Genomic DNA, 21,060 nt, shown 5'->3' with positions numbered 1-21,060 from the left:
GTTATGGACCATTTCCCTAAAAAACTACGTGATAAACTATCCGAAAGAGCAGAAAACAATTGCTTGAGGGAATTAACTATTTCACATATCCCCATAGATTTTTCCTCTAATGATTATTTGGGATTTGCCAAGGATACTCATATTTTTGAGGGTGCATCTGCTCTATTGGCAGAGAAGAACTATAAGGTTAATGGAGCTACCGGATCCCGATTGTTATCGGGTAATAATCTCCTGTACGAGGTTTTGGAGAACAAGCTTGCCTCTTTCCACGATTGTTCTGCTGCACTCGTTTTTAATTCTGGCTATGATGCTAATTTAGGAGTGTTTGGATCCATACCACAAAGAGGGGATGTTATTTTATATGACGAACTAATCCATGCATCCATAAGGGATGGTTTAGCAATGAGTAACGCTAAGGCTTATAAGTTTAATCATAATGATCTGTCCGATGTTTATCGGCTTTTGAATTCCACCCGAAGCAACTCAAATTATGGTGAAGTGTATATTATTACAGAATCCGTTTTCTCTATGGATGGGGATAGCCCAGATATAAAAGCTTTTGTGGAATTTTGCAAGGACCACAGCTGTAGACTAATTGTGGATGAAGCTCATGCAGTAGGGGTATTGGGTAGTTCTGGCGTGGGGTTATTACAAGAATTAGGATTGCACCAAGAGGTATTCGCGAGGATAGTCACCTTTGGAAAGGCGATGGGTTGCCATGGGGCAGCGGTTTTGGGAAGCACAACATTAAAACAATATTTGGTCAACTTCGCACGTAGTTTTATCTATACCACGGGGATGCCACCTCATTCTTTGGCTACTATACAAATGTCCTATCATGAGTTATCCCATACCACTAATTTGGACGGACTCAAGGAAAATATCACCTATTTTAGAGAGCAATTGGCATTACAAGGTTTGAATTTTATTGAAAGTAATTCGGCCATCCAGTGTTGTGTAATTTCTGGTAATGATCGGGTTAAGGCCATAGCCTTGCAGCTCCACAAAAAAGGGTTCGATGTTAAACCAATTATGTCACCAACGGTTAAGGAAGGGCAGGAGCGATTGAGGTTTTGTTTGCATGCATATAATACGAAAACAGAAATAGCCGAAGTATTGCGGTTATTGGCTATATTCATTTAAAAAATACTATGAGTCAAGAATTTTATTTGCTTGGGGCCTTTGAATATGTTGCGGATGTTCAAATTATAAAGGGCCGATTAGAAGCAGAAGGCATTCAGGTTTTTTTAAGGGATGAAAATACGTTAAGTTCAGATCCATTGATTAGTAATGCCATTGGCGGGGTAAAACTTCTGGTTTACTCAAGTGACAAGGAGGAAGCCTTGGAAATTTATAATGAAATCAGGAATTATGCAACAGATGATCAAGGAGAGTTAATAGTTTGTCCCAACTGTAAGGCTCAACGATCAGAAACATATTATAACAGAAAAACTTTATTTTATAAACTTTTTCCATTTTTTGAAAAGAAAAAATACAAATGTTTACATTGTAATTTTATAACAAAACCCTAGGACATCACTATTTTATGAAAAGAATATTTGTAACAGGAATATCTACTGAAGTGGGTAAGACCATAGCTTCCGCAATAATCACAGAAGCTTTAGAAGCGGATTATTGGAAACCCATACAAGCGGGAGATTTGGATCATACAGACAGTCACAAAATTGCTGCTTTGATTTCCAATAAGAAAACGGTGATCCACAAAAACAGCTATGCCCTTAAAACACCAATGAGCCCACATGCAGCTGCAGAATTGGATGGGATCACCATAGAACTCAATAAAATTTACGAACCCAAGACTAATAACCATTTGGTCATTGAAGGGGCTGGAGGGGTATTGGTGCCTCTAAATGAATCGGACACCATTCTGGATATTATTATGCCAACCTATCAGGTTGTAGTGGTTTGTAGACATTACTTAGGCAGTATCAATCATTCCTTATTGACCATCAACTGGTTAAAAATGAAAGGGTATGATGTGTCTGTTATTTTTAGTGGTAAGGAGCACCCCACCACAGAAAGTATTATAGTGAAAAAAACCCAAGTACCTGTAATCGGGAGAATAGACGAGGAAGTATCTTTTGACAAGGCGACCATAAAAAAGTATGCAACTCTTTTTAAAGATAACTTGGAATTACTTTAACCGCTGCCTTATCTCAGCATGATCAATGACCTTAATGATGCGGTAATGTTGGTTTAGGTATTTCCTTGTAAACGCATTTTCCGAGACATTTTCCTTAGCAAAAAAATTTTTCTTATCTCTTGTGATTACCAAAGTGGGTTGTATCTCCTCCAAAAGAAATTTTATTTCTGCCATAGCTGTCTTTCTAGTTGTTCCGCTGTAAGGAAACATTTCCACTTTACAGATATTACTTGGATGTGTAGAAATCTTGGTCAGAGGCTTTTTGTCTAGTAGCCAATACCCAATATGATATTCTAAAAACAAAATGTTGGAGGTGTCCAAATGATTATCTGTAATGTATTGTGGAACTTCTATGCCTTCTCCATTGAAAAACGTTCCTTTTTCTGCCTTGTGTTTAATGATAGCGTAGTACTCTAGATAGCTCTCTATGGGAACTAGAAGAAGAATTAGGGCATAATATGGATTCCATTTAAAGCGATTCATGGATGGAACGGCACGAAAAACTAATCCAACCAAAAGCAACATCACTGGATATATTTGTATTAAGTAGTGCCCATTAATTTTTCCTCCTCTCACAAAAGAGAACAAGATTCCAACTACTATGATGAACAAAAGCTGAATGTTCCGATTTTTAAAATCGAGATATTTCTTTTTCCATGCCCAAAGAAAAAATCCAATAATAATTAAACAGGTGGGTAGCACATCCAATAAAGAGCCTCTATTTGCGGATGCATATTCCAAAGGGGCTAGGATAACAGATTGCCACCAAAGTGCTGTAAGGTCATTTTGGTAATAGGGTAAAACAGTTAGAAGAATCACAAAAACAGCCCCCAATGCAAGAAAAACTAAATTCAGGATGCCCTGTTTTAATTTCTTTTCTGCGAATGATCTATAAAGAAGGAATAAGCCTAAGACCAATATGGCATAAGCAAGGTTCAGCTTGGTCATAACCGTTAATCCCATTAAAATTCCTGCTAGGCTATACCAATAGTACTTATTGCATTTTAAGATAATAAAGATAGCGGGCATTAAAAATGCAACACTGAGATGTTCAGACATGACACCTTGAAGGCTTCCGAATAGGCTTTGAAGTACCGTACAGGCAATAGCGGTCCATATTCCAAGTTTGTTACCTCCTACGTCCTTGCCAATTTTAAAAGTGAAGAAAGAAGTAATGGCGACTACCAAGGTTCCAAATATACGGATGGCAATAAAACTTTTACCAAAGGCATAAATGATACCAGCAAAGAATAGAAAGGTAATAGGCGGTTTTAGGTCCCAAAGCTCGGTATACGGCAAATGGCCTTCTACCCATGACTGCCCCATTAGAATAAATGTGCTTTCATCCCTGTCTATATAATCCCTAAAGAAAAAAGGGGCTCTAATAAAAAATGCCAAAAGAAATAAGAAGAGAAAAACAGTCCTGCTCTTAAGGCCATAGAAGTTCGTTTTGCGAAAATCAAATACCATGGTAAACACAGAAGGGTTTAAGTTTATTTCTCATCTTTGCAAGATAGATAAAAAGCTGGTTCTTTAAATTTTATACAATTGAAAAATATTTCGGAAAGAGATGCGAAACATGTGTGGCACCCATTGACACAACATAAGCTGCATCCAAGAATGTTGGGGATTACAAAGGCCAAGGGTGCCTTGTTGTTTGATGAAGATGGAAAGGAATACATAGATGGTATCTCTTCTTGGTATACCAGTGTCTATGGCCATTGCAACGACTATATTTTAGAAAAGGTATATCAGCAGATGCAACAGTTGGATCAGGTAGTTTTTAGTGGTTTCACTCACGAGCCTGCAGTGAAGTTGTCCGAAGAGCTCATAAAAATATTACCTTACAATCAAGAAAAGTTATTTTTCTCCGACAATGGCTCCACAGCTACGGAGATTGGAATTAAAATGGCGTTGCAATACCACTTTAACAAGGGTGAGAAGCGGAATGTACTTTTGGCTTTCGAAGATGCCTTTCATGGGGATACTTTTGGGGCGATGTCTGTTTCCGGATTATCGGTCTATAACGGTCCCTTCGAGGACTTTTTCATTGAGGTAAAACGTATCCCACCTCCCAGCAAAGAAAATATACAAGAGATTCTTTTCTTGTTGCAAACCTACCTCGCGGAAGGAAATATTGCAGGGTTTATCTATGAGCCTTTGGTTCAAGGTGCTGCAGCTATGCAAATGCACGACGCAAAAGGGCTTGGGGAAATTTTAAAAATCTTAAAGAAAAATCATGTTATAACTATTGCTGATGAGGTTATGACGGGTTTTGGAAAAACCGGCACTCATTTTGCTTCGGATCAAATTGAAACTAAACCAGATATTATCTGCATGTCTAAAGCCTTAACGGCTGGACTCATCCCTATGGCCATTACCAGTTGTACAGAAGATGTATATAATGCGTTTTATAGTGATGATATGGCAAAAGGACTCTTTCACGGTCATACCTATACTGCCAACCCGTTGGCATGTACGGCAGCTTTGGCGGGATTGGAACTGTTGCAATCTAAAGAAATACAGGATAGTATAGCGAGAATAATTAAGTCGCACCAAGCTTTTGATAAACGGATAAAAAACCATCCCAAAGTGGCCAGGACCCGACAAACTGGGATTATTTATGCCTTGGACCTGAATATAGAGATGGAGCGTTACGGCAATCTTCGCGATAAATTAATGCAACATTTTATGGAACGAGGTGTCTTTTTAAGACCTTTAGGTAGTACTATCTATATCACGGCTCCTTATATTGTCTCCGATGCACAATTGGAAAAGATTTACAGTGCTATTGAAAGTGTTTTTGATATCGTTTAAAAATTCAACCTATTTTGAGTAACCTTGTTTCGATCACCGCCTTAGCTTCCATTTCTCCTTTGGGAATTTCCTTGGAAGAGTCTTGGGAGAATTACCTTAAGGACGAGCACCATCTGATTGAGAAAAAAATAGGGGAGTACATGGCGTGGGTTGCTCCACTTCCTGACCATGCCAAGGAAGAGATAGAAGAGTTTAAAACCTTTGATTCAAAATATAAAGGTCTGGATAACAGTGTGCTTTATGCAATGTTCGCCTCACGAAAAGCCATGCAAATGGCCAAGTGGAAATCAGGGGATAATTTTGGGGTGAATGTAGGTTCCTCAAGGGGAGCAACAACCCTATTTGAAAAATACCACAAAGAATTTCTGAGCACCAATAAGACCTCCACTTTGGCCTCGCCAACGACTACATTGGGGAATATTTCTTCTTGGATTGCACACGACCTACAAACAAAAGGTCCAGAAATATCCCATTCCATTACCTGTTCCACAGCGTTGCACGCCGTATTGAACGGAATGGCTTGGATTAAGAGTGGGATGGCAGATAAGTTTATGGTAGGGGGATCCGAAGCTCCTTTGACACCTTTTACCATTGCTCAGATGAAGGCTTTAAAAATTTATTCCAGAGAAGAATCGGACTATCCTTGTCGCGCTTTGGACCTGAAAAAAAAGTCGAATACCATGGTCTTGGGTGAGGGTGCCTCCATGATATGTATGGAAAGGGGTAGAAAAGACAATGCCTTGGCAGTGATAGAAGGGGTAGGCTACGCCACGGAAGTGTTACAGCACAACATTTCCATATCCACGGAGGCCGAATGTTTCCAGCGCTCCATGCATATGGCCTTGGGTACTACGAATCCTGATGAGGTAGATGTGATTGTGATGCACGCCCCGGGCACCATAAAGGGCGATTTATCCGAAAAAAATGCCATTGCGAAAATTTTCCGTAACAAAAAGCCACTTCTTACTACTAATAAATGGAAGATTGGACATACGTTTGGGGCATCGGGGATGTTAAGCATGGAATTGGCCATATTGATGTTTCAAAAACAGAAATATATTGGAGTTCCTTACTTACATCAAGAGCCTGCTCTCCAAAAAATCAATAAGGTCATGGTAAATGCCGTAGGTTTTGGGGGAAATGCTGTATCTGTTCTTCTTTCAAGGTAGGGAAGTATTTTTCAAAAAATATAAGAAAATATTCTATCTTACCAGCCTTTAACAAAAACGTGTAATACATATGGAACTTTGGTTTGAAGGATTGCCCATCTTCGAAAAAATTTATTGGGCCGTAGCAATTATCTCTTCTGTTATTTTGATGATCCTTTTGATCCTGACCATGATCGGTAGTGACGCAGATGAATTTGGCGGCGATGTGGATGCCGAAATTGAAGGTGATACGGGAATTGGTTTCCAATTCTTGTCCATAAAAAATTTTGTGGCTTTTCTCACTATTTTTGGATGGTCAGGAATTGCCTGCCTTGAAGGGGGCTGGTCCAAGACCATGACCGTACTTATTTCATTGGTTTGCGGTCTTATCATGATGTTCGCCATGGCTTCCCTGTTTTATTATTTGAGCAAATTACAAAGCAGTGGCACCCTTAAACTACGCAATGCCTTAAATCAGGTTGGGGAAGTCTACCTCACCATTGGCTCCAATAGATCTTCTATTGGCAAGGTGAGCATAAAAGTACAGGGGACACTCCGCGAATTGGATGCCCTTACCGAAGAGGCCAGGGATCTGGTCATGGGAGATGTTGTGCAAGTAAAAGAAGTGACCAAAAACGGAATATTAATTGTTGAACTCCTAAATAAATAATCAATGCTATCAGTACCCTTACAAATGGGCGGCAGTGCCACCTTGCTGGCCATCGGCTTTGCCATTCTATTCTTTTTTATTATTATTATTTCCTTTATACGTAGGTATAAAAGATGTCCGTCTGACCGTATTTTAGTGGTCTACGGTAAGGTGGGTACCGGTAATTCTGCCCGTTGTATCCATGGTGGGGCGGCTTTTATCTGGCCGGTGATTCAAGATTATGAATTTCTAGACCTTACGCCTATTTCCATAGAGGTGAATTTGGTAAATGCACTGAGTAAGCAAAATATCAGGGTTAACGTACCCTCTCGTTTTACCATTGGTATTTCTACAGAGCCAGGGATTATGCAGAATGCTGCAGAACGACTTTTGGGACAAGGGATGCAAGAAGTGCAAGACCTTGCCAAGGAGATTATTTTTGGACAGCTACGTTTGGTAGTGGCATCAATGGATATTGAAGAAATAAACTCCGATAGGGATAAATTCCTCACCAATATTTCACAAAGTGTGGAATCGGAATTGAAGAAAGTAGGACTAAAACTGATTAACGTAAACATCACGGATATTGTTGACGAGTCGGGCTATATAGAAGCTTTAGGTAAGGAAGCTGCGGCTCATGCCATCAACGCAGCTCGTAAATCTGTTGCCGAAAAGAACAGGGACGGTTCCATTGGAGAGGCTAACGCAGTACAGGACGAACGCACCCAAGTAGCGGCTGCCAATGCTAAAGCCGTAGAAGGGGAAAATATTGCAAAAATCAATGAGGCGAATTCGAATTCCCTACGTCGTCAACGAGAGGCGGAGGCAGAACGCACGGCCATTGCAGCAGAAAAGGTCCAGTCAGCAAAAGCCTTGGAGGAATCCTATGCTGCAGAAAAGGACGCGGAACTTGCTAGGGCCGATAGGGAGCGCAGTTCCCAAATGGCGGATATCATCGTTCCTGCAGAGATCGATAAGAAAAAGGTGGAGATCGATGCTGAAGCAGAGGCGGAACGCATCCGTAGAAGGGCCAAAGGAGAGGCAGACGCCATTTTGTTCAAAGCCCAAGCGGAAGCACAAGGGTTGTTGGAAGTTTTAACCAAGCAGGCAAAGGGACTGGATGAGATTGTAAAGGCAGCAGGCAACAATCCCAAGGATGCCGTATTGTTATTGATCGCCGATAAATTGCCCGAATTGGTAAGGATACAGGCCGAAGCCATTAAAAATATTAAAATTGATAAGGTGACCGTTTGGGATTCCGGTTCTAAAACTGCGGATGGCAAAGGTTCTACGGCTAATTTTATCTCCGGCATGTACAAATCCGTACCCCCTTTACAGGAAATGTTCAATATGGCGGGGATGCAATTGCCAGAATATTTGAAGGGTAAGGAATTAGAGGCAGAAAACACAGAAGCGAACTCTAAAAAGTCTGAGACCAAGACAGGTAAAGAATAAGCTTCATACGTAATTAACTATTTTAAGGCCTGTGGCATCCTGATGTTTCACAGGCTTTTTTAACTTAGGACAATATATTTCCAGATTTGTTTATTGGGATATGATTTGTAAATAGGCTATTTTTGATTTTTAATTTGAACTTTTGGCTTAGGGATGGTAATGACATCCTTTTCTTTTGGGATTTCGGATTGCAGGTGATGGATGACCGATAAAAGAAAAGATAGAGTGTACAGCCCGGCTGCTATTTCCCTTGCTAGACCCTTCAACGTTTTTAAAATCTGACAAGATTGGAAACCTAGCAGGAAAGCGATAAAATAGCGGTAAGCCCCAGACAATATAGATCTATGAGCGAAATAAAGCACAACTGGACCAAAGAGGCCATTCTAGAAATTTACAATAAGCCATTGATGGAGTTGCTGTATGAGGCAGCAACGGTGCATCGTAAATCACATGACCCTAATACAGTACAGGTGTCTACCTTGTTGTCTATTAAGACAGGGGGTTGTCCAGAAGATTGTGGGTACTGTCCGCAAGCGGCACGTTACCATACCAATTTAGAGGGTAATGACCTTATGTCTGTTCAGCAAGTTAAGGCCCAGGCCCTTCGTGCCAAATCATCCGGAAGTTCTAGGGTATGTATGGGTGCAGCTTGGCGTAACGTGAAAGACGGACCAGAGTTTGACAATGTATTGGAGATGGTGCGCACCATTAACAAATTGGATATGGAGGTGTGCTGTACCTTGGGAATGCTAACTGAAAACCAGGCACAGCGTTTGGCGGAAGCCGGATTGTATGCATACAACCACAATTTGGATACATCTGAGGATTATTACAAGGATATAATCTCCACACGGGCGTTTAAGGACCGTTTGGATACCATAGGAAATGTAAGAAAAAGCAATGTGACCGTTTGTAGTGGCGGAATTATTGGAATGGGTGAAAAGATTGAGGATAGGGCGGGAATGCTAGTAGCCTTGGCTACCTTGGACCCACAGCCAGAATCGGTGCCCATCAATGCTTTGGTAGCCGTTAAAGGAACGCCAATGGAAGATATTGAGCCTATTTCTATTTGGGAGATGATTCGTATGGTGGCAACCACGCGTATTGTAATGCCAGAAACCCAGGTAAGGCTTTCTGCAGGGCGCATGGAGATGAGTAGAGAAGGACAGGCAATGTGCTTTTTTGCGGGAGCGAATTCTATTTTTGCAGGAGATAAATTATTGACCACCCCTAATCCAGATGTTAACCAGGATATGGAAATGTTCAAACTCTTGGGCTTAAATCCCCAGAAGCCATTTACAAAAGTGTCACAGCCAAAAACTGTTGAGGCACAAGATTCTAAATTCCAGCCTTTGGGAGAGAAACCAAAATGGAGCAGACCAGGACATACAATAGAACGTAACGAAAGTGCTAAGCAAAAGGCAAAACTTTCGGAATAGACCTCTAATCCCTGTTAAAGGATTCGGATTGGGTAATTAAATTTAGAAGGTTAAGATAATCTGTAGCGTTTGAATTTACAGGATATACCCCGGGTAAAGACTATTACCAAGGAAGATTTTATAGTAAAGTATTTTAAACCCCAAAAGCCTGTTGTTATAGAGCGCTTCATTGAGGCGTGGCCTGCCTATTCTAAATGGAGCCTAGAATATATGAAGCAGGTGGCCGGTCATAAAACGGTACCCTTATACGACGATAGGCCCGTGAACCATAAGGATGGGTTTAACGAGCCTCACGCTAAAATGCAAATGGCAGACTATATTGACCTTCTCAAAGCTGAACCCACCAAGTATCGAATCTTTTTATGGAATGTATTAAAGGAGGTGCCCGAGTTGCAGCGCGACTTTTCTTTCCCCGATTTTGGATTGAGATTGATGAAAGGCTTACCAATGCTGTTTTTTGGAGGAGAGAATTCCTCAACCTTTATGCATTACGACATAGATCTGGCCAATATATTCCACTTTCATTTTGAGGGAAAGAAAGAAATTATCCTTTTTCCTCAGTCTGAGAACAAGTATTTGTACAAGGTTCCTCATGCGCTTATCACCCATGAAAGCATCGATTTCTCTAATCCGGATTTAGACCAATGGCCAGCCTTAAAAAATGCTAAGGGTTATAAGACACAATTACAGCATGGAGAGGTTTTGTATATGCCAGAAGGATATTGGCACTATATGAAATATGTAACGCCTGGATTTTCCATGAGTCTTCGGGCTATTGCCCGAAACCCAAAAAATTTGGGAACCGCTTTTTACAACGTCTTGGTGATGCGGTATTATGACCAGTTTATGCGTAAGTTGAAGGGACAGGAATGGATCGATTGGAAAAATGAACGGGCCGTAATACGTACAAACAAACTTGTGGGATAGTGCAAGTTTCGAGGAATTAAATACATTTGTAACTTATTTTAAAACCTGATAGTATTAAAAAGAATTATATGAAAAAAGCACTAGTTTTAGTAATGTTTGTTTTGTCAGCAACTTTCGCCAATGCCCAAGCTTTTGAAGGAAAGGGAGATTCCAAGTTTCAAGTTGGGGCCAATTTCCAGAATAATGGAGCGGGAATCGTTACCACTTATGATACAGGCCTTGGAGAGAATTTTTCAATAGGGTTTACAGCCACCTATATTTTGGGTGTAGAGGAAACCATTAATGCTGAATTTGATGACAGGGTAGATGTACGAGCAAGATTCAACGCCAATTTGGGGAGTGTGTTCCAATTGGGCAACCAAATGGATATCTATCCTGGTTTGAGCTTGGGCCTTCGTAATTTTGGAGGTCACTTGGGTACCCGATACTTTTTTACGGACGGATTTGGTATTTTTATGGAATTCGCAGCACCTTTGGCTAAGTATGACAATAGTGACCTGACTCCAGCGCAAGAATTGAACAATCAGTTCGTCTTCAGTATTGGAGCTTCATTTAACCTATAGGGAATAAAAATTATAAATAGTGAAGCGCTTCTTTTTGGTAGAAAAGGGAGCGCTTTTTATTTGATGAGTTCGGATATTTTTTCGTACACCAAATGACTTTCCCACCCTCGGTACAAGAGGTAGTCGGCTAGTTTTTTTCTTCTTTTCTGGATATTGCTCTCTGTAATGGTACCCAATCTTTTTTTGGCTAAGGCATCTAGAGTCTCCACATAGACGTGGGTGTCCAGTTGGGCCAACGCTTTTTGGATGTTGTATTTAGAGATCTCCCGTTGTTTCAGTTCTTGGGTAATCCTGTTACGGCCCCATTTTTTAATATTAAATTTCCCCCTTGCATAGCTCATAGCGAAGCGCTCTTCGTTTAAAAAGTTATGATCTATAAGATGTACCACGATCTGGTCTATAGCGTCAGGAATCATACGCATATCGCGTAATTTTTGCACTAACTCCTTATGGCAGCGCTCTTGATAGGCACAATAGCCCTCCAATTTTCTGGTAGCTTCTTCCAAGGTGTAGGTTGGACGTGAGAAGTCCATGTAACCATTATTGTGCATAGAGTTCCAAAGCTAAGTCCATTTGAAGAAATGGCAAAGGATTTTTAGGAAGTAAGAAATATTTTAAAAATTATTTTTCTTATTCATTTATGTTTCTGTATCCTGTACTTATGTAAAAAAGAGTGTAAAGAACAATTTGTGAATATCTCTTTTAAGGATTTCTAAGTAAGCCTTTTTTAACTGTTATATTTGGCATCCTAAATAAAAAGACATGAGCGTAACCTGGTATGAGTGCAAAGTAAAATACAGAAAAATACAAGAGACTGGAGAACAAAAAGTTACTACAGAAACGTACTTGTTGGATGCCATTTCCTATACAGAGGCTGAGACTAGAATCAACCAAGAGATGGCTGCCTATACAAGGGAAGAGTTCTTGATTACCAATATTAAAGTCGCCAATTTTTCAGAAGTGCACCCTGTGGAAAACTCCGACCGTTGGTTTAAGTCTAAGGTAGCTTTGATTGCCTTTGATGAAAACAGTGGGAAGGAACGCAAGACCAATATCTATATGCTAGTACAGGCTAATGACCTAAAAGAAGCCTATGACAATACCATTGAGGCTATGAAGGGTACTACAGGGGATTACACTGTGCCTGCAATCACGGAATCTCCCATAATGGATGTTTTTCCATATTTTACGGGAGAAGAAGAACAATTGGAGCAATTTAAGGTAATTGAGAAAACTCAAACGGCTGAAGAAGAAGTTTTAGAGGATAGTGAAGTAGAATAGCGACAAGATTACAAAAGTCGGATTTATTATTATAGAAGGGTGCATACATAAATTTTAAATTTATGTATGCACCTTTCTATTTATTTTTATAGGTTTTGTCCGAAGGTTAAAAGATTATTATCGGGGTCCAGAACAGAAAATTCCTTTTGTCCCCAAGGTTTTGTTTCTAAGGGTCCATTTGGATGTATGCTCGTTTTATTAGCTATTATTAATTGGTAAAATTGATCGATATGGTCCGTTCTAATATAAACCTGACCATAATTTTCTTTTGGGTCGAGCTCCTCAAACCTAAAGAAATGAATTTGAATATTGTCTTTCTGCAGCATTAAATATCCATCATAATCTGAACTGCCAAATTCGGTAAAGCCCAACTTGATCACGTAGAATTCTCGCGTAACATTTTTATTGCGCATAGGTAATTTCGGATGAATATCGGTGAGCATACCTTGTTTCTTTTTAATTCAATTGGATTAGTTGGATGAAATTTCCATTGGCATCATCAAAAACAGCTTCAAAGCCATAGCCTGTTTTTACAGGTTCTTTTTTAAAGACAACGCCTTTGGTCTTTAGCTCATCAACGGTTTTTTGTATATCAGTTGTACTAAAGGTGATAACTGGCATGCCCATACCGTATAGGGTTTTCTTATAGGTTTTGGCAACTTCAATACCTCCAGACTCTGTGGGTTCTAAAAGTAAATTGATGCCCTTGGGCTCTAAGGTGGATTTTACAATGGCAATATGGCTTTCATGGGAATACATCACCTCTTCAAAGCTCAGTACCTCTGTGTAGTACTTAAAAGCTTTATCGGGATCGGCTACAAATACGCTGACCATTGCAATCTTCATATGATGTTTGTTCTTGGCCATGATGCTGGATGATTTTAATATTTGCTACAAAAAGGTAAAAAATATTTTGATAGGATTTTTGATTTTAAGAACCGTTATATTAAAAAGTGATAGAATCGGTAATTTCAGAATTCAATATCCATCGATAAGGTATCTTTTTGAATATCTATAAGTATCAATTTATTATTTGGGTATCTATTTATGAAATACTGAAATGGCAGTAGTATGGTTTCATTATTTTGTTTGTACGAAATAATATAAGAACTATCAGTTTGTATAGCGCTGGTCATATCAGCTTTGTAATGCGCTTTTTCGTTTGGTCTTATAGAAATAAATGAAGTATTGTAAGCTTTCTTTCCTCCAATTTTAAGTGAATCAATTCTTGACCCAGAATTATTTGTAATTTCAAAATCCGCGATAACTTTTGGTTCACAAGAGATAAAGGTCACAAGGCTTGCTATTATTCCGATATAGTATTTTCTCATATTCTGACTATACAAGTTAAACGTTCAAGAAAAATTACTTTTAGCAATATTGCTTTTCGTGCAATAACTGGATGTTCATTAAGAAATAAAAAGAACACCCTATTGTTTTTTTAGTTTGAATTTAATAACAAAATACCATTCTAGTACTTGTCTGATTGTTCAATTTGTTTTGATCCCGCTTACTGACCAGCTAGGGGCGTGCCAAAGATACCAACGGCGAGTTCTGCCCAAATAAGGAAAAGACTTATCAGAAGTGCTGTGCACAGTGCAATTCTATAGGTTGTTTTGGTCACTTTTCTTAGGACCAGATCAATCATTAAACCTGTACCCAGAAGGAGGAACGCTGCCACTAGAAAATCGGACAAGGTCCATTTGACCTCCTCCGTAAACTGCATGGCCAGTAATGGTATAAGCAATATACTTACCGCGATAAGCAGGATGATATAAAGTCTTTTGTGTTGTATGATCATAACTCTTTATTTTAGCACCATAGCCCTAAGTATTATTTAGGGTGTAGCGTAGTTATTTACGATACCATTCATAATAATTGGAGTCTTGATTAAATTTAAATCCGGATTTTGGATATAAATTATTGCCCACTAAATTGGATTTTTCAGTTTCTAAAAACATGCCACAAGCATGCGAGGTTTCAACAAGTTCTTTGGCTTTGTCAATCAATCCCAAGGAAATACCCTTCTTACGACAGATATAATTTACGAATAAATCGTTCAACATCCATAATTTTTTCATGCGAACAGAGGAGAATAGCGGGTATAACTGTACAAATCCAACTAATTGGTGTTCAGAGTTTTCCGCAACAAAAATCTCAGAATCGTTTTTTAAAATTCTTTCCGTCAGAAAGTTTTTAGCACTTGCAATATCTGTCTCCTTGCGATAAAAAACCCTATAAGCATCGAACATTACGGATAATTCATCCAAATCCTTGATTTTTGCTTTTCTATAATTCATATGATCTTAATTATTTAGCCCAAGGAGCATCCATTGTGGAAACTTTGAAAAATGAGGTGCCATCGTACCGATTGAGTCCCAACCAACCTCCTAGCCAAAGTCGTCCCTCTTTATCTTCAAATATACTCTGAATGGCATCACTGGCGAGACCGTCCTTTTCACGGAAATTGGTAAATGATTTACCATCGTATCTATACACCCCAAAACTTTTTACAGGGAACCAAATGTTACCTTTATGATCTTGATAAATATGCCATACCTCTGTACCGTTGAGGCCATACTGGTCGCTCATATTGGTAAATAATTTTCCATCAAAACGACAAATCCCCTTGTGTGTAGTAGCAAACCATAGGTTGCCTTCCTTATCCTCTAAAATGCTATTCACATTATTGTTGCACAAGCCATCCTTCTCCGAAAAATTGGTCAAGGACTTATCATCATAGCTATAGGCACCTCCATTGGTGCCAAACCACATTTTTCCCTTGCTGTCTTCCATGATACTATGGACTATTTTGGAGCTTGTAACCCCTCTGGTATAGTCCGGTTTAGCTTCGGGTATGACAAATGGAGTGAACGCTTCTCCATCAAACCGACTTACACCTTGCAAGGTGCCTATCCAGATGATTCCCTTGCGGTCTATTGCCATACTCCAAACATCATTATTGATAAGGCCATCTTTCTCTGTAAAATTGGTAAATGATGTTCCGTCATATTTGGTTATCCCCCTTTCTGTCCCAAACCAAACATTACCTTTCTTATCCTCAATAATACCTCGTACCGCAACCCCGCCGAACCCCTCATCAATTGAGAAATATTGTAGGGAATCGCCATTATAACGGATGACCCCATCGCCATTGGTCCCGAACCACAGATTTCCACTGTTGTCCTGAAATATTCTTCGGACAAAATCGCTTATCCTTGGAGGGGTAAGTAAAGGCATTCCATATTTCTGTGTGGCAAGTTGGTATTCTGATACCGATGTATTGTTGGGGATTGTTTTGGATTTTTTCTTATGGCTTTCGGAAATGTTTGGTGGTACATTGGTTTTGTACTGGCCATTACATGATGTGATTAAAACTAAAAAAAGGAGCAAAACGTAAATTGGTGTGCCTGCTTGATACTTTCTTTTGAGCCTTCTTTGATCCATTTTTTGGAGTTAATGTTTATTTAACAGCCTCATTAATTTTCCAGATGAAAGTCTATAGTAGAAACTACGCGAACTAATTTTATCTGAGGGGTGTTTTCATCCCTGTCGGTTATGGAAAAAAGACCTTGGCTGGCCATTCTTATTTCCCCTACATCGGCATCTGAGTCTAGTGCAAATTTCTCCGCAACCTCCCTGGCATTTTTAGTTGCTTCCTCTATCATAGAAGGTTTTAGTTTATTAAGGCCAGTAAAAATATACTCAATGGGCCTCCAGGTATTTTTGGATCCAAGTAGTATCCCTTTAGACATGAGTTCCAATGACTCGGAAAGTGCTTTTTGAAGCTTGTCAATATCTTTGGTTCTTACGGTGAATTCTGACTTGGCCAAATATCTAAAAGCGTTGTTCTGATAATTGGAATTATAAATGTCTGCGCGTATATCACTAATATTGGTACTGCCTTTGGTCAATTCATTTTGACTAAATCCTTGTGCAATAAAAAAATTATAAACGTCCTTATTTTGAGATTCAATATCACTTTGAAGGGATTTCAGATCATTTCCAGTAAGGGTTATATTGATGGGCCACACAGCAAGATCGGCGTTTACCTCTTGTTCAGAAAGACCTTTTACTTGAACATATCTATCGTATTTTTTGCCAGTTTTTTGCATGTTTCCTACGAAGTAGCCAGCAATTACTATTGAAATACAGATTAAAGCTATCTTCAACCAGTCAGTTTTCATATAACCTATTTTTAAGTGTCTCTAAGATATTGAATTTTAGGTGATAACAACATATATAACCATCGCTATAATGATGTTGGATTTATTTTATGGATTATTAATTTAGTTGGATCGTCTTGGTAACTTATGCCCTATGAGTTCAATCGTATTCCAGTTTCGGGTGGTAATTTCTTTTCCATAATGGAGTTCTAAAGATGCCATGGCCTTAGGGGATTTAGATATGGAGAGGTCTAATACACTTAGAATAGTCTGCTCTATTTTGCCAATTATTTTGAAAGAATGATTTGGGCTTATCCATGGAAACTCCAAATCAGCATCACTATTTTTCTTCAAAAAGGAAACATATAATCTGATTTCTTTGGTGCGTTCTGTATAAATAAAGGGTTCGTGTTCTAATACGTTGTATATAACCTCGGGTGTTCTGATTATGGTTGGAATAGGAAAACAAAAAATTTTTTCTAAATGTGTTGAAATCTCCTTTTCGGTTTTCATAATTTTACGATGATGTTACTTATTTAGATACTGTAGTCCCTAAGATAAATAATAAGGGTCAAATAATTAAGATTTGAAGTAACCTGGATTTGGTGTTTAAATTTAAAGGTTGGGGCTGCGAAGAACAAAAAAAGCGACCCCGTTGCTGGAGTCGCTTTTTATTAATATATGGTTTTACCGTCTTTATTCTTAAAACGGTATTCGAGATACGTGTACGCATCTCTTGGTTGTATTTTCACCCATTTCTTATGTTCCAAAAACCATTTGGAACGGATAGATGGGAAACCTTTGGTGATGTAAGCCGCAATAAAGGGATGTATATTTAATGTAATCCCGGTATCACTTGCTGGGCCTTTTAACAATTTTTCTAGGTCTGAATTGATTTTTTCGATCAAAACAATTGGGGCTTCCACTTCTTGCCCTGGGGCATTTGGATTTTCCTCACTAGTTTTTATGTTCATTTCGGGCCTAACCCGTTGTCTTGTAATTTGTATGAGTCCAAACTTGCTCGGGGGCAAGATTTTGTGTTTGGCGCGGTCATCTTTCATCTCATCCCTAAGGTGGTCAAAAAGTTTCCTTCTGTGGTCAGGTTTGGACATATCGATGAAATCTACAACGATAATACCTCCCATATCCCGCAATCGCAATTGTCTTGCAATTTCAGATGCTGCCAACAAATTTACTTCCAGGGCTGTATCTTCTTGATTTTTTGCTTTGTTGGAACGGTTGCCACTGTTTACATCCACTACGTGGAGTGCTTCGGTGTGTTCTATAATCAAGTACGCACCCTTACTCATGGAGGCGGTACGGCCAAAGGATGTTTTAATTTGCCGATCTATTCCAAATTTTTCAAAAATTGGAACATTGGAATCGTACAACTTTACAATAGATTCTTTCTCAGGTGCAATTTCTTGCACGTAATCTTTTACTTCGGTATAAAGCGTTTCATCGTCTACATATATTCCTGTAAAGGAATCGTTGAATACATCCCTTAAAATGGAGGATGCACGGTTCAATTCAACCAGTACTTTGGATGGATGCGGAGCTTTATACAACTTTTTGCACATTACTGTCCATTTGGTCAGTAAGTTCTGTAGATCTCTGTCCAGTTCGGCTACTTTTTTGCCTTCTGCAACTGTTCTTATAATAACGCCAAATCCTTTAGGCTTTATGCTTTTAACGAGCCTTTTAAGTCTTTCTTTTTCTTCCTTGCTCTCTATTTTTTGTGAAACGGAGACTCGGTCAGAAAAAGGGACCATTACCAAATAACGTCCTGCTAATGAAAGCTCTGAACTTATTCTAGGTCCTTTTGTGGAAATGGGTTCTTTAACAATTTGCACTAATAAAGATTGATTGGCTTTGATAACATCATTGATGCTACCATCCTTATCTATCTCTTTATCAAATGGAAAGTCTTTCAGGGTAAAATCTTTCAATTTTCCCATACTCAATTTTTTTACAAATTTCAACATCGTAGAAAGCTGTGGTCCTAGGTCATGGTAATGTAGAAAGGCATCTTTCTCATATCCAACGTTGACGAAGGCAGCATTTAATCCAGTAACTGGCTTACGCACTTTGGCAATTAAAATATCGCCAACCGTAAAGTTGTTACTTTCTTCTTCTTTGTGAAGTTCTGTAAGTTTTCCATCCTTTAATAAGGCAAAATCGACGGCTTCAGGACTTGATCTTACGATCAGTTCTCTATTCACCTGAATCAATTTATACTTATCCCTTTACGATGTAAATCGAGTTTGGGACAAATGGATTAAACATTAGTTCTAACAGGCTGTTAAAACCCGTTGAAATTCCGTTAAGGAATTTCTATGTCAATGAACTTAATAAAAAGAAAAAGTAGTTCTAAAACTACTTTTTCTTGTGACGGTTAGCTCTCCTACGCTTTTTGCGTTTGTGAGTCGCTACCTTATGTCTTTTTCTCTTTTTACCACTAGGCATAAAAATTTACTTTAGGGTTAGTACTTTATTTAACTTCTACGTTGCTTTTAACTCCTTCAACAAAAACCTTGGCGGGTTTAAATGCAGGAATGTTGTGCGAAGGTATTTTGATGGTGGTATTTTTAGAAATATTCCTACCAGTCTTTTCTGCTCTTGTTTTAATAATGAAACTACCAAAACCTCTTAAGTAAACATTATCTCCATTTTCCAATGAAGTCTTTACCTCTTCCATAAAAGTTTCAACAGTAGCCTGTACATCTCCTTTTTCAATGCCCAGTTTTTCTGAGATTTTCGTTACAATGTCTGCTTTCGTCATTTTGTATTATAGATTTTCTATGTGTTTTTTTCGGGTTGCAAATATATGAATTAAATTCAATCTTTTATCTTAAAGGACTTAATTTTAAGTCTATAAACCTTTACTTTTGTTTTTTAGCTTTTTATAAATGTCTTTTTCTCAAAAAATTATATTTTGGTATTCGGCCAACAAACGAAGTTTGCCTTGGAGAAACACCAAAGATCCCTATAAGATTTGGCTATCAGAAATCATGTTGCAACAGACACGTGTGTCCCAAGGCATGCCTTATTATGAGCGGTTTGTTGAACAATTTCCTACCGTTCATGACTTGGCGAAGGCTTCGGAAGAAGAGGTCTTAAAACTATGGCAGGGACTAGGGTATTATTCCCGAGCAAGAAACTTACATACTACGTCTAAATTAGTTTCGGAAAAATACAATGGGAATTTTCCAAATACCTACAAGGAGTTGTTATCGCTAAAGGGAGTAGGGGATTACACTGCTAGTGCCATAGCTTCTTTTTGCTTCAATGAGGCTCAACCAGTAGTAGATGGCAATGTGTATAGGGTGCTGTCACGTTATTTTGGAATAGACTTACCTATTAATAGTACAGAGGGCATTACGTATTTTAAAGCTTTGTCATTAAAGGTTATGGATGCCAATCAGATTGCGGATTATAACCAAGGTATCATGGAGTTTGGAGCCTTGCTGTGCGCGCCTAAAAATCCGTACTGTCTGCATTGTCCCTTGAGTGATAGTTGTGTGGCATTGCAAAAAGGAAAAATTAATGTATTCCCTGTAAAATTGAAAAAGGCGAAGGTTAAGGAACGCTATTTCAACTACCTTGTGGTGTTGGATAAATTTAATCATATTGAAATAAGGCAAAGAAGGGGTAAAGGGATATGGCAAAATCTATTTGAATTCCCTCTTTTGGAAACCGAAAAGGAATATTCATTGGAAGAGGTAAAAAAAACTATGGGTGCGATATTGGAGCTAAAAGAAGCTTCGGAGATCTATCAATTTAACGAAAAAACTATTGTCCATAGATTATCTCACCAGCATTTGCATACTAAATTTTGGATTGTAAAAAGTGAGGAGAAGCGCAAAAATGGGGTTAGTTTTGACAAGCTAAAGGAATATCCCGTGCCTGTTTTGATAGCAGAGTTTATAAATGCATTTAAATTTTAGTATTTTTGATATAAGATTACAATTATGAGCGGGACATTAAACAAGGTGATGCTGATTGGGCATCTGGGAGATGAGGTTAAAATTCATTATTTTGAAGGGGGTAACAGTATTGCACGTTTTCCTTTGGCAACTAATGAAACTTACACGAACAAGCAAACAGGAGAAAAGGTGACCAATACAGATTGGCACAATGTGGTGGTGAGAAATAAAGCCGCCGAAATTTGTGAGAAATACTTAAGTAAAGGTGATAAAATATATGTTGAAGGAAGATTAAAAAACCGCCAGTGGCAGGGAGAGGACGGTACCACACGCTATACCACAGAAGTGCATGTTCAGGAATTCACTTTTTTAACCACCAAAAATGAAAGTTCATCCAATGCCCCGTCTGTAGCTCCTTCTTCGGGACTTTCTCAAACTAGCACACCTACTTCGAACGCTCCAAAAGCAATGCCCAAAGCCAGTGCGCCAGAAGAGGATGATGATTTGCCATTCTAAAATAACCTT

25 protein-coding genes are annotated in these 21,060 nt (G+C 38.8%); 13 read left to right on the top strand and 12 right to left on the bottom strand.

What is annotated here, in order from left to right:
- Positions 1-3 precede the first annotated feature (3 nt).
- The 3 genes from ABXZ36_RS01455 to bioD are packed head-to-tail and all read left to right on the top strand — an operon-like array spanning position 4 to position 2,164.
- The gene (locus ABXZ36_RS01455) at positions 4-1,143 is read left to right on the top strand and encodes an aminotransferase class I/II-fold pyridoxal phosphate-dependent enzyme (protein WP_354613678.1); all 1,140 of its coding nucleotides are present in this window, start codon (positions 4-6) and stop codon (positions 1,141-1,143) included.
- 8 nt (positions 1,144-1,151) lie between these two features.
- Positions 1,152-1,532 carry a putative signal transducing protein gene (locus ABXZ36_RS01450; RefSeq protein ID WP_354613677.1) on the top strand — a complete coding sequence of 127 codons (381 nt, stop codon included), beginning with the start codon at positions 1,152-1,154 and terminating at the stop codon, positions 1,530-1,532.
- Between the two features lie 14 nt (positions 1,533-1,546).
- Positions 1,547-2,164 (top strand): dethiobiotin synthase, encoded by a 618-nt coding sequence (gene bioD / locus ABXZ36_RS01445; RefSeq protein ID WP_354613676.1) that lies wholly within the window; start codon positions 1,547-1,549, stop codon positions 2,162-2,164.
- On the opposite strand, the gene ABXZ36_RS01440 is transcribed toward bioD, so the two are convergent.
- Complete coding sequence (locus ABXZ36_RS01440; protein WP_354613675.1) at positions 2,156-3,634, bottom strand: ArnT family glycosyltransferase; 1,479 nt, start codon at positions 3,632-3,634, stop codon at positions 2,156-2,158. The genes bioD and ABXZ36_RS01440 overlap by 9 nt on opposite strands.
- A 78-nt stretch (positions 3,635-3,712) precedes the next feature.
- Between ABXZ36_RS01440 and bioA the strand changes: the two genes are divergently transcribed.
- The 7 genes from bioA (at position 3,713) to ABXZ36_RS01405 (ending at position 11,162) form a co-directional block, all read left to right on the top strand.
- Positions 3,713-4,981 carry an adenosylmethionine--8-amino-7-oxononanoate transaminase gene (bioA, locus tag ABXZ36_RS01435; RefSeq protein WP_354613674.1) on the top strand — a complete coding sequence of 423 codons (1,269 nt, stop codon included), beginning with the start codon at positions 3,713-3,715 and terminating at the stop codon, positions 4,979-4,981.
- 14 nt (positions 4,982-4,995) lie between these two features.
- On the top strand, positions 4,996-6,150 hold the full coding sequence (locus ABXZ36_RS01430; protein WP_354613673.1) for a beta-ketoacyl synthase N-terminal-like domain-containing protein: 1,155 nt from the start codon (positions 4,996-4,998) through the stop codon (positions 6,148-6,150).
- A gap of 70 nt (positions 6,151-6,220) precedes the next feature.
- Positions 6,221-6,799, top strand: a complete 579-nt coding sequence (locus ABXZ36_RS01425) for a hypothetical protein (RefSeq protein ID WP_354613672.1) — start codon at positions 6,221-6,223, stop codon at positions 6,797-6,799.
- Positions 6,800-6,802: 3 nt separating this feature from the next.
- Positions 6,803-8,233 (top strand): flotillin family protein, encoded by a 1,431-nt coding sequence (locus tag ABXZ36_RS01420; RefSeq protein ID WP_354613671.1) that lies wholly within the window; start codon positions 6,803-6,805, stop codon positions 8,231-8,233.
- 344 nt (positions 8,234-8,577) lie between these two features.
- On the top strand, positions 8,578-9,672 hold the full coding sequence (bioB, locus tag ABXZ36_RS01415; protein WP_354613669.1) for a biotin synthase BioB: 1,095 nt from the start codon (positions 8,578-8,580) through the stop codon (positions 9,670-9,672).
- 69 nt (positions 9,673-9,741) lie between these two features.
- Positions 9,742-10,599 (top strand): cupin-like domain-containing protein, encoded by an 858-nt coding sequence (locus ABXZ36_RS01410; protein WP_354613668.1) that lies wholly within the window; start codon positions 9,742-9,744, stop codon positions 10,597-10,599.
- Positions 10,600-10,667: 68 nt separating this feature from the next.
- On the top strand, positions 10,668-11,162 hold the full coding sequence (locus ABXZ36_RS01405; protein WP_354613667.1) for a DUF6646 family protein: 495 nt from the start codon (positions 10,668-10,670) through the stop codon (positions 11,160-11,162).
- Positions 11,163-11,218: 56 nt separating this feature from the next.
- Here ABXZ36_RS01405 and ABXZ36_RS01400 read toward each other — a convergent pair whose 3' ends face one another.
- A complete protein-coding gene (locus ABXZ36_RS01400; protein WP_354613666.1) occupies positions 11,219-11,695 on the bottom strand; it encodes a regulatory protein RecX in 477 nt (158 codons plus the stop codon).
- Between the two features lie 229 nt (positions 11,696-11,924).
- On the opposite strand from ABXZ36_RS01400, the gene ABXZ36_RS01395 reads away from it, so the two are divergent.
- On the top strand, positions 11,925-12,443 hold the full coding sequence (locus ABXZ36_RS01395) for a DUF4494 domain-containing protein (RefSeq protein ID WP_354613665.1): 519 nt from the start codon (positions 11,925-11,927) through the stop codon (positions 12,441-12,443).
- Between the two features lie 86 nt (positions 12,444-12,529).
- Here the strand turns inward: ABXZ36_RS01395 and ABXZ36_RS01390 are convergent, their stop codons facing one another.
- From ABXZ36_RS01390 to ABXZ36_RS01345, 10 genes are all read right to left on the bottom strand, one after another.
- On the bottom strand, positions 12,530-12,886 hold the full coding sequence (locus ABXZ36_RS01390; RefSeq protein ID WP_354613664.1) for a bleomycin resistance protein: 357 nt from the start codon (positions 12,884-12,886) through the stop codon (positions 12,530-12,532).
- A gap of 13 nt (positions 12,887-12,899) precedes the next feature.
- Positions 12,900-13,310, bottom strand: coding sequence for a VOC family protein (locus ABXZ36_RS01385; RefSeq protein WP_354613663.1), 411 nt, complete (start codon positions 13,308-13,310; stop codon positions 12,900-12,902).
- A gap of 104 nt (positions 13,311-13,414) precedes the next feature.
- On the bottom strand, positions 13,415-13,774 hold the full coding sequence (locus tag ABXZ36_RS01380; protein ID WP_354613662.1) for a hypothetical protein: 360 nt from the start codon (positions 13,772-13,774) through the stop codon (positions 13,415-13,417).
- A gap of 179 nt (positions 13,775-13,953) precedes the next feature.
- Positions 13,954-14,244, bottom strand: a complete 291-nt coding sequence (locus ABXZ36_RS01375; RefSeq protein ID WP_354613661.1) for a hypothetical protein — start codon at positions 14,242-14,244, stop codon at positions 13,954-13,956.
- A 52-nt stretch (positions 14,245-14,296) separates the two neighbouring features.
- Positions 14,297-14,743, bottom strand: a complete 447-nt coding sequence (locus ABXZ36_RS01370; protein ID WP_354613660.1) for a GNAT family N-acetyltransferase — start codon at positions 14,741-14,743, stop codon at positions 14,297-14,299.
- Positions 14,744-14,753: 10 nt separating this feature from the next.
- Complete coding sequence (locus ABXZ36_RS01365; protein ID WP_354613659.1) at positions 14,754-15,890, bottom strand: ligand-binding sensor domain-containing protein; 1,137 nt, start codon at positions 15,888-15,890, stop codon at positions 14,754-14,756.
- Positions 15,891-15,922: 32 nt separating this feature from the next.
- Entirely contained in the window at positions 15,923-16,630 is a 708-nt protein-coding gene (locus tag ABXZ36_RS01360; protein WP_354613658.1) for an SIMPL domain-containing protein, read from the bottom strand.
- 102 nt (positions 16,631-16,732) lie between these two features.
- On the bottom strand, positions 16,733-17,122 hold the full coding sequence (locus tag ABXZ36_RS01355; protein WP_354613657.1) for a DUF1697 domain-containing protein: 390 nt from the start codon (positions 17,120-17,122) through the stop codon (positions 16,733-16,735).
- A gap of 161 nt (positions 17,123-17,283) precedes the next feature.
- Complete coding sequence (locus ABXZ36_RS01350; protein WP_354613656.1) at positions 17,284-18,831, bottom strand: Rne/Rng family ribonuclease; 1,548 nt, start codon at positions 18,829-18,831, stop codon at positions 17,284-17,286.
- 269 nt (positions 18,832-19,100) lie between these two features.
- Positions 19,101-19,391, bottom strand: coding sequence for an HU family DNA-binding protein (locus tag ABXZ36_RS01345; RefSeq protein ID WP_354613655.1), 291 nt, complete (start codon positions 19,389-19,391; stop codon positions 19,101-19,103).
- A gap of 127 nt (positions 19,392-19,518) precedes the next feature.
- Here ABXZ36_RS01345 and mutY point away from each other — a divergent pair, with 127 nt between their 5' ends.
- Positions 19,519-20,556 (top strand): A/G-specific adenine glycosylase, encoded by a 1,038-nt coding sequence (gene mutY / locus ABXZ36_RS01340; protein ID WP_354613654.1) that lies wholly within the window; start codon positions 19,519-19,521, stop codon positions 20,554-20,556.
- A gap of 24 nt (positions 20,557-20,580) precedes the next feature.
- Positions 20,581-21,051 carry a single-stranded DNA-binding protein gene (locus ABXZ36_RS01335; protein WP_354613653.1) on the top strand — a complete coding sequence of 157 codons (471 nt, stop codon included), beginning with the start codon at positions 20,581-20,583 and terminating at the stop codon, positions 21,049-21,051.
- Positions 21,052-21,060: the final 9 nt, after the last annotated feature.

This window comes from Sediminicola arcticus, from assembly GCF_040566695.1.
GTDB lineage: Bacteria > Bacteroidota > Bacteroidia > Flavobacteriales > Flavobacteriaceae > Sediminicola > Sediminicola arcticus.
Note: the sequence above shows the minus strand (reverse complement) of the source record. Positions and strands in the feature narration are given on the sequence as shown.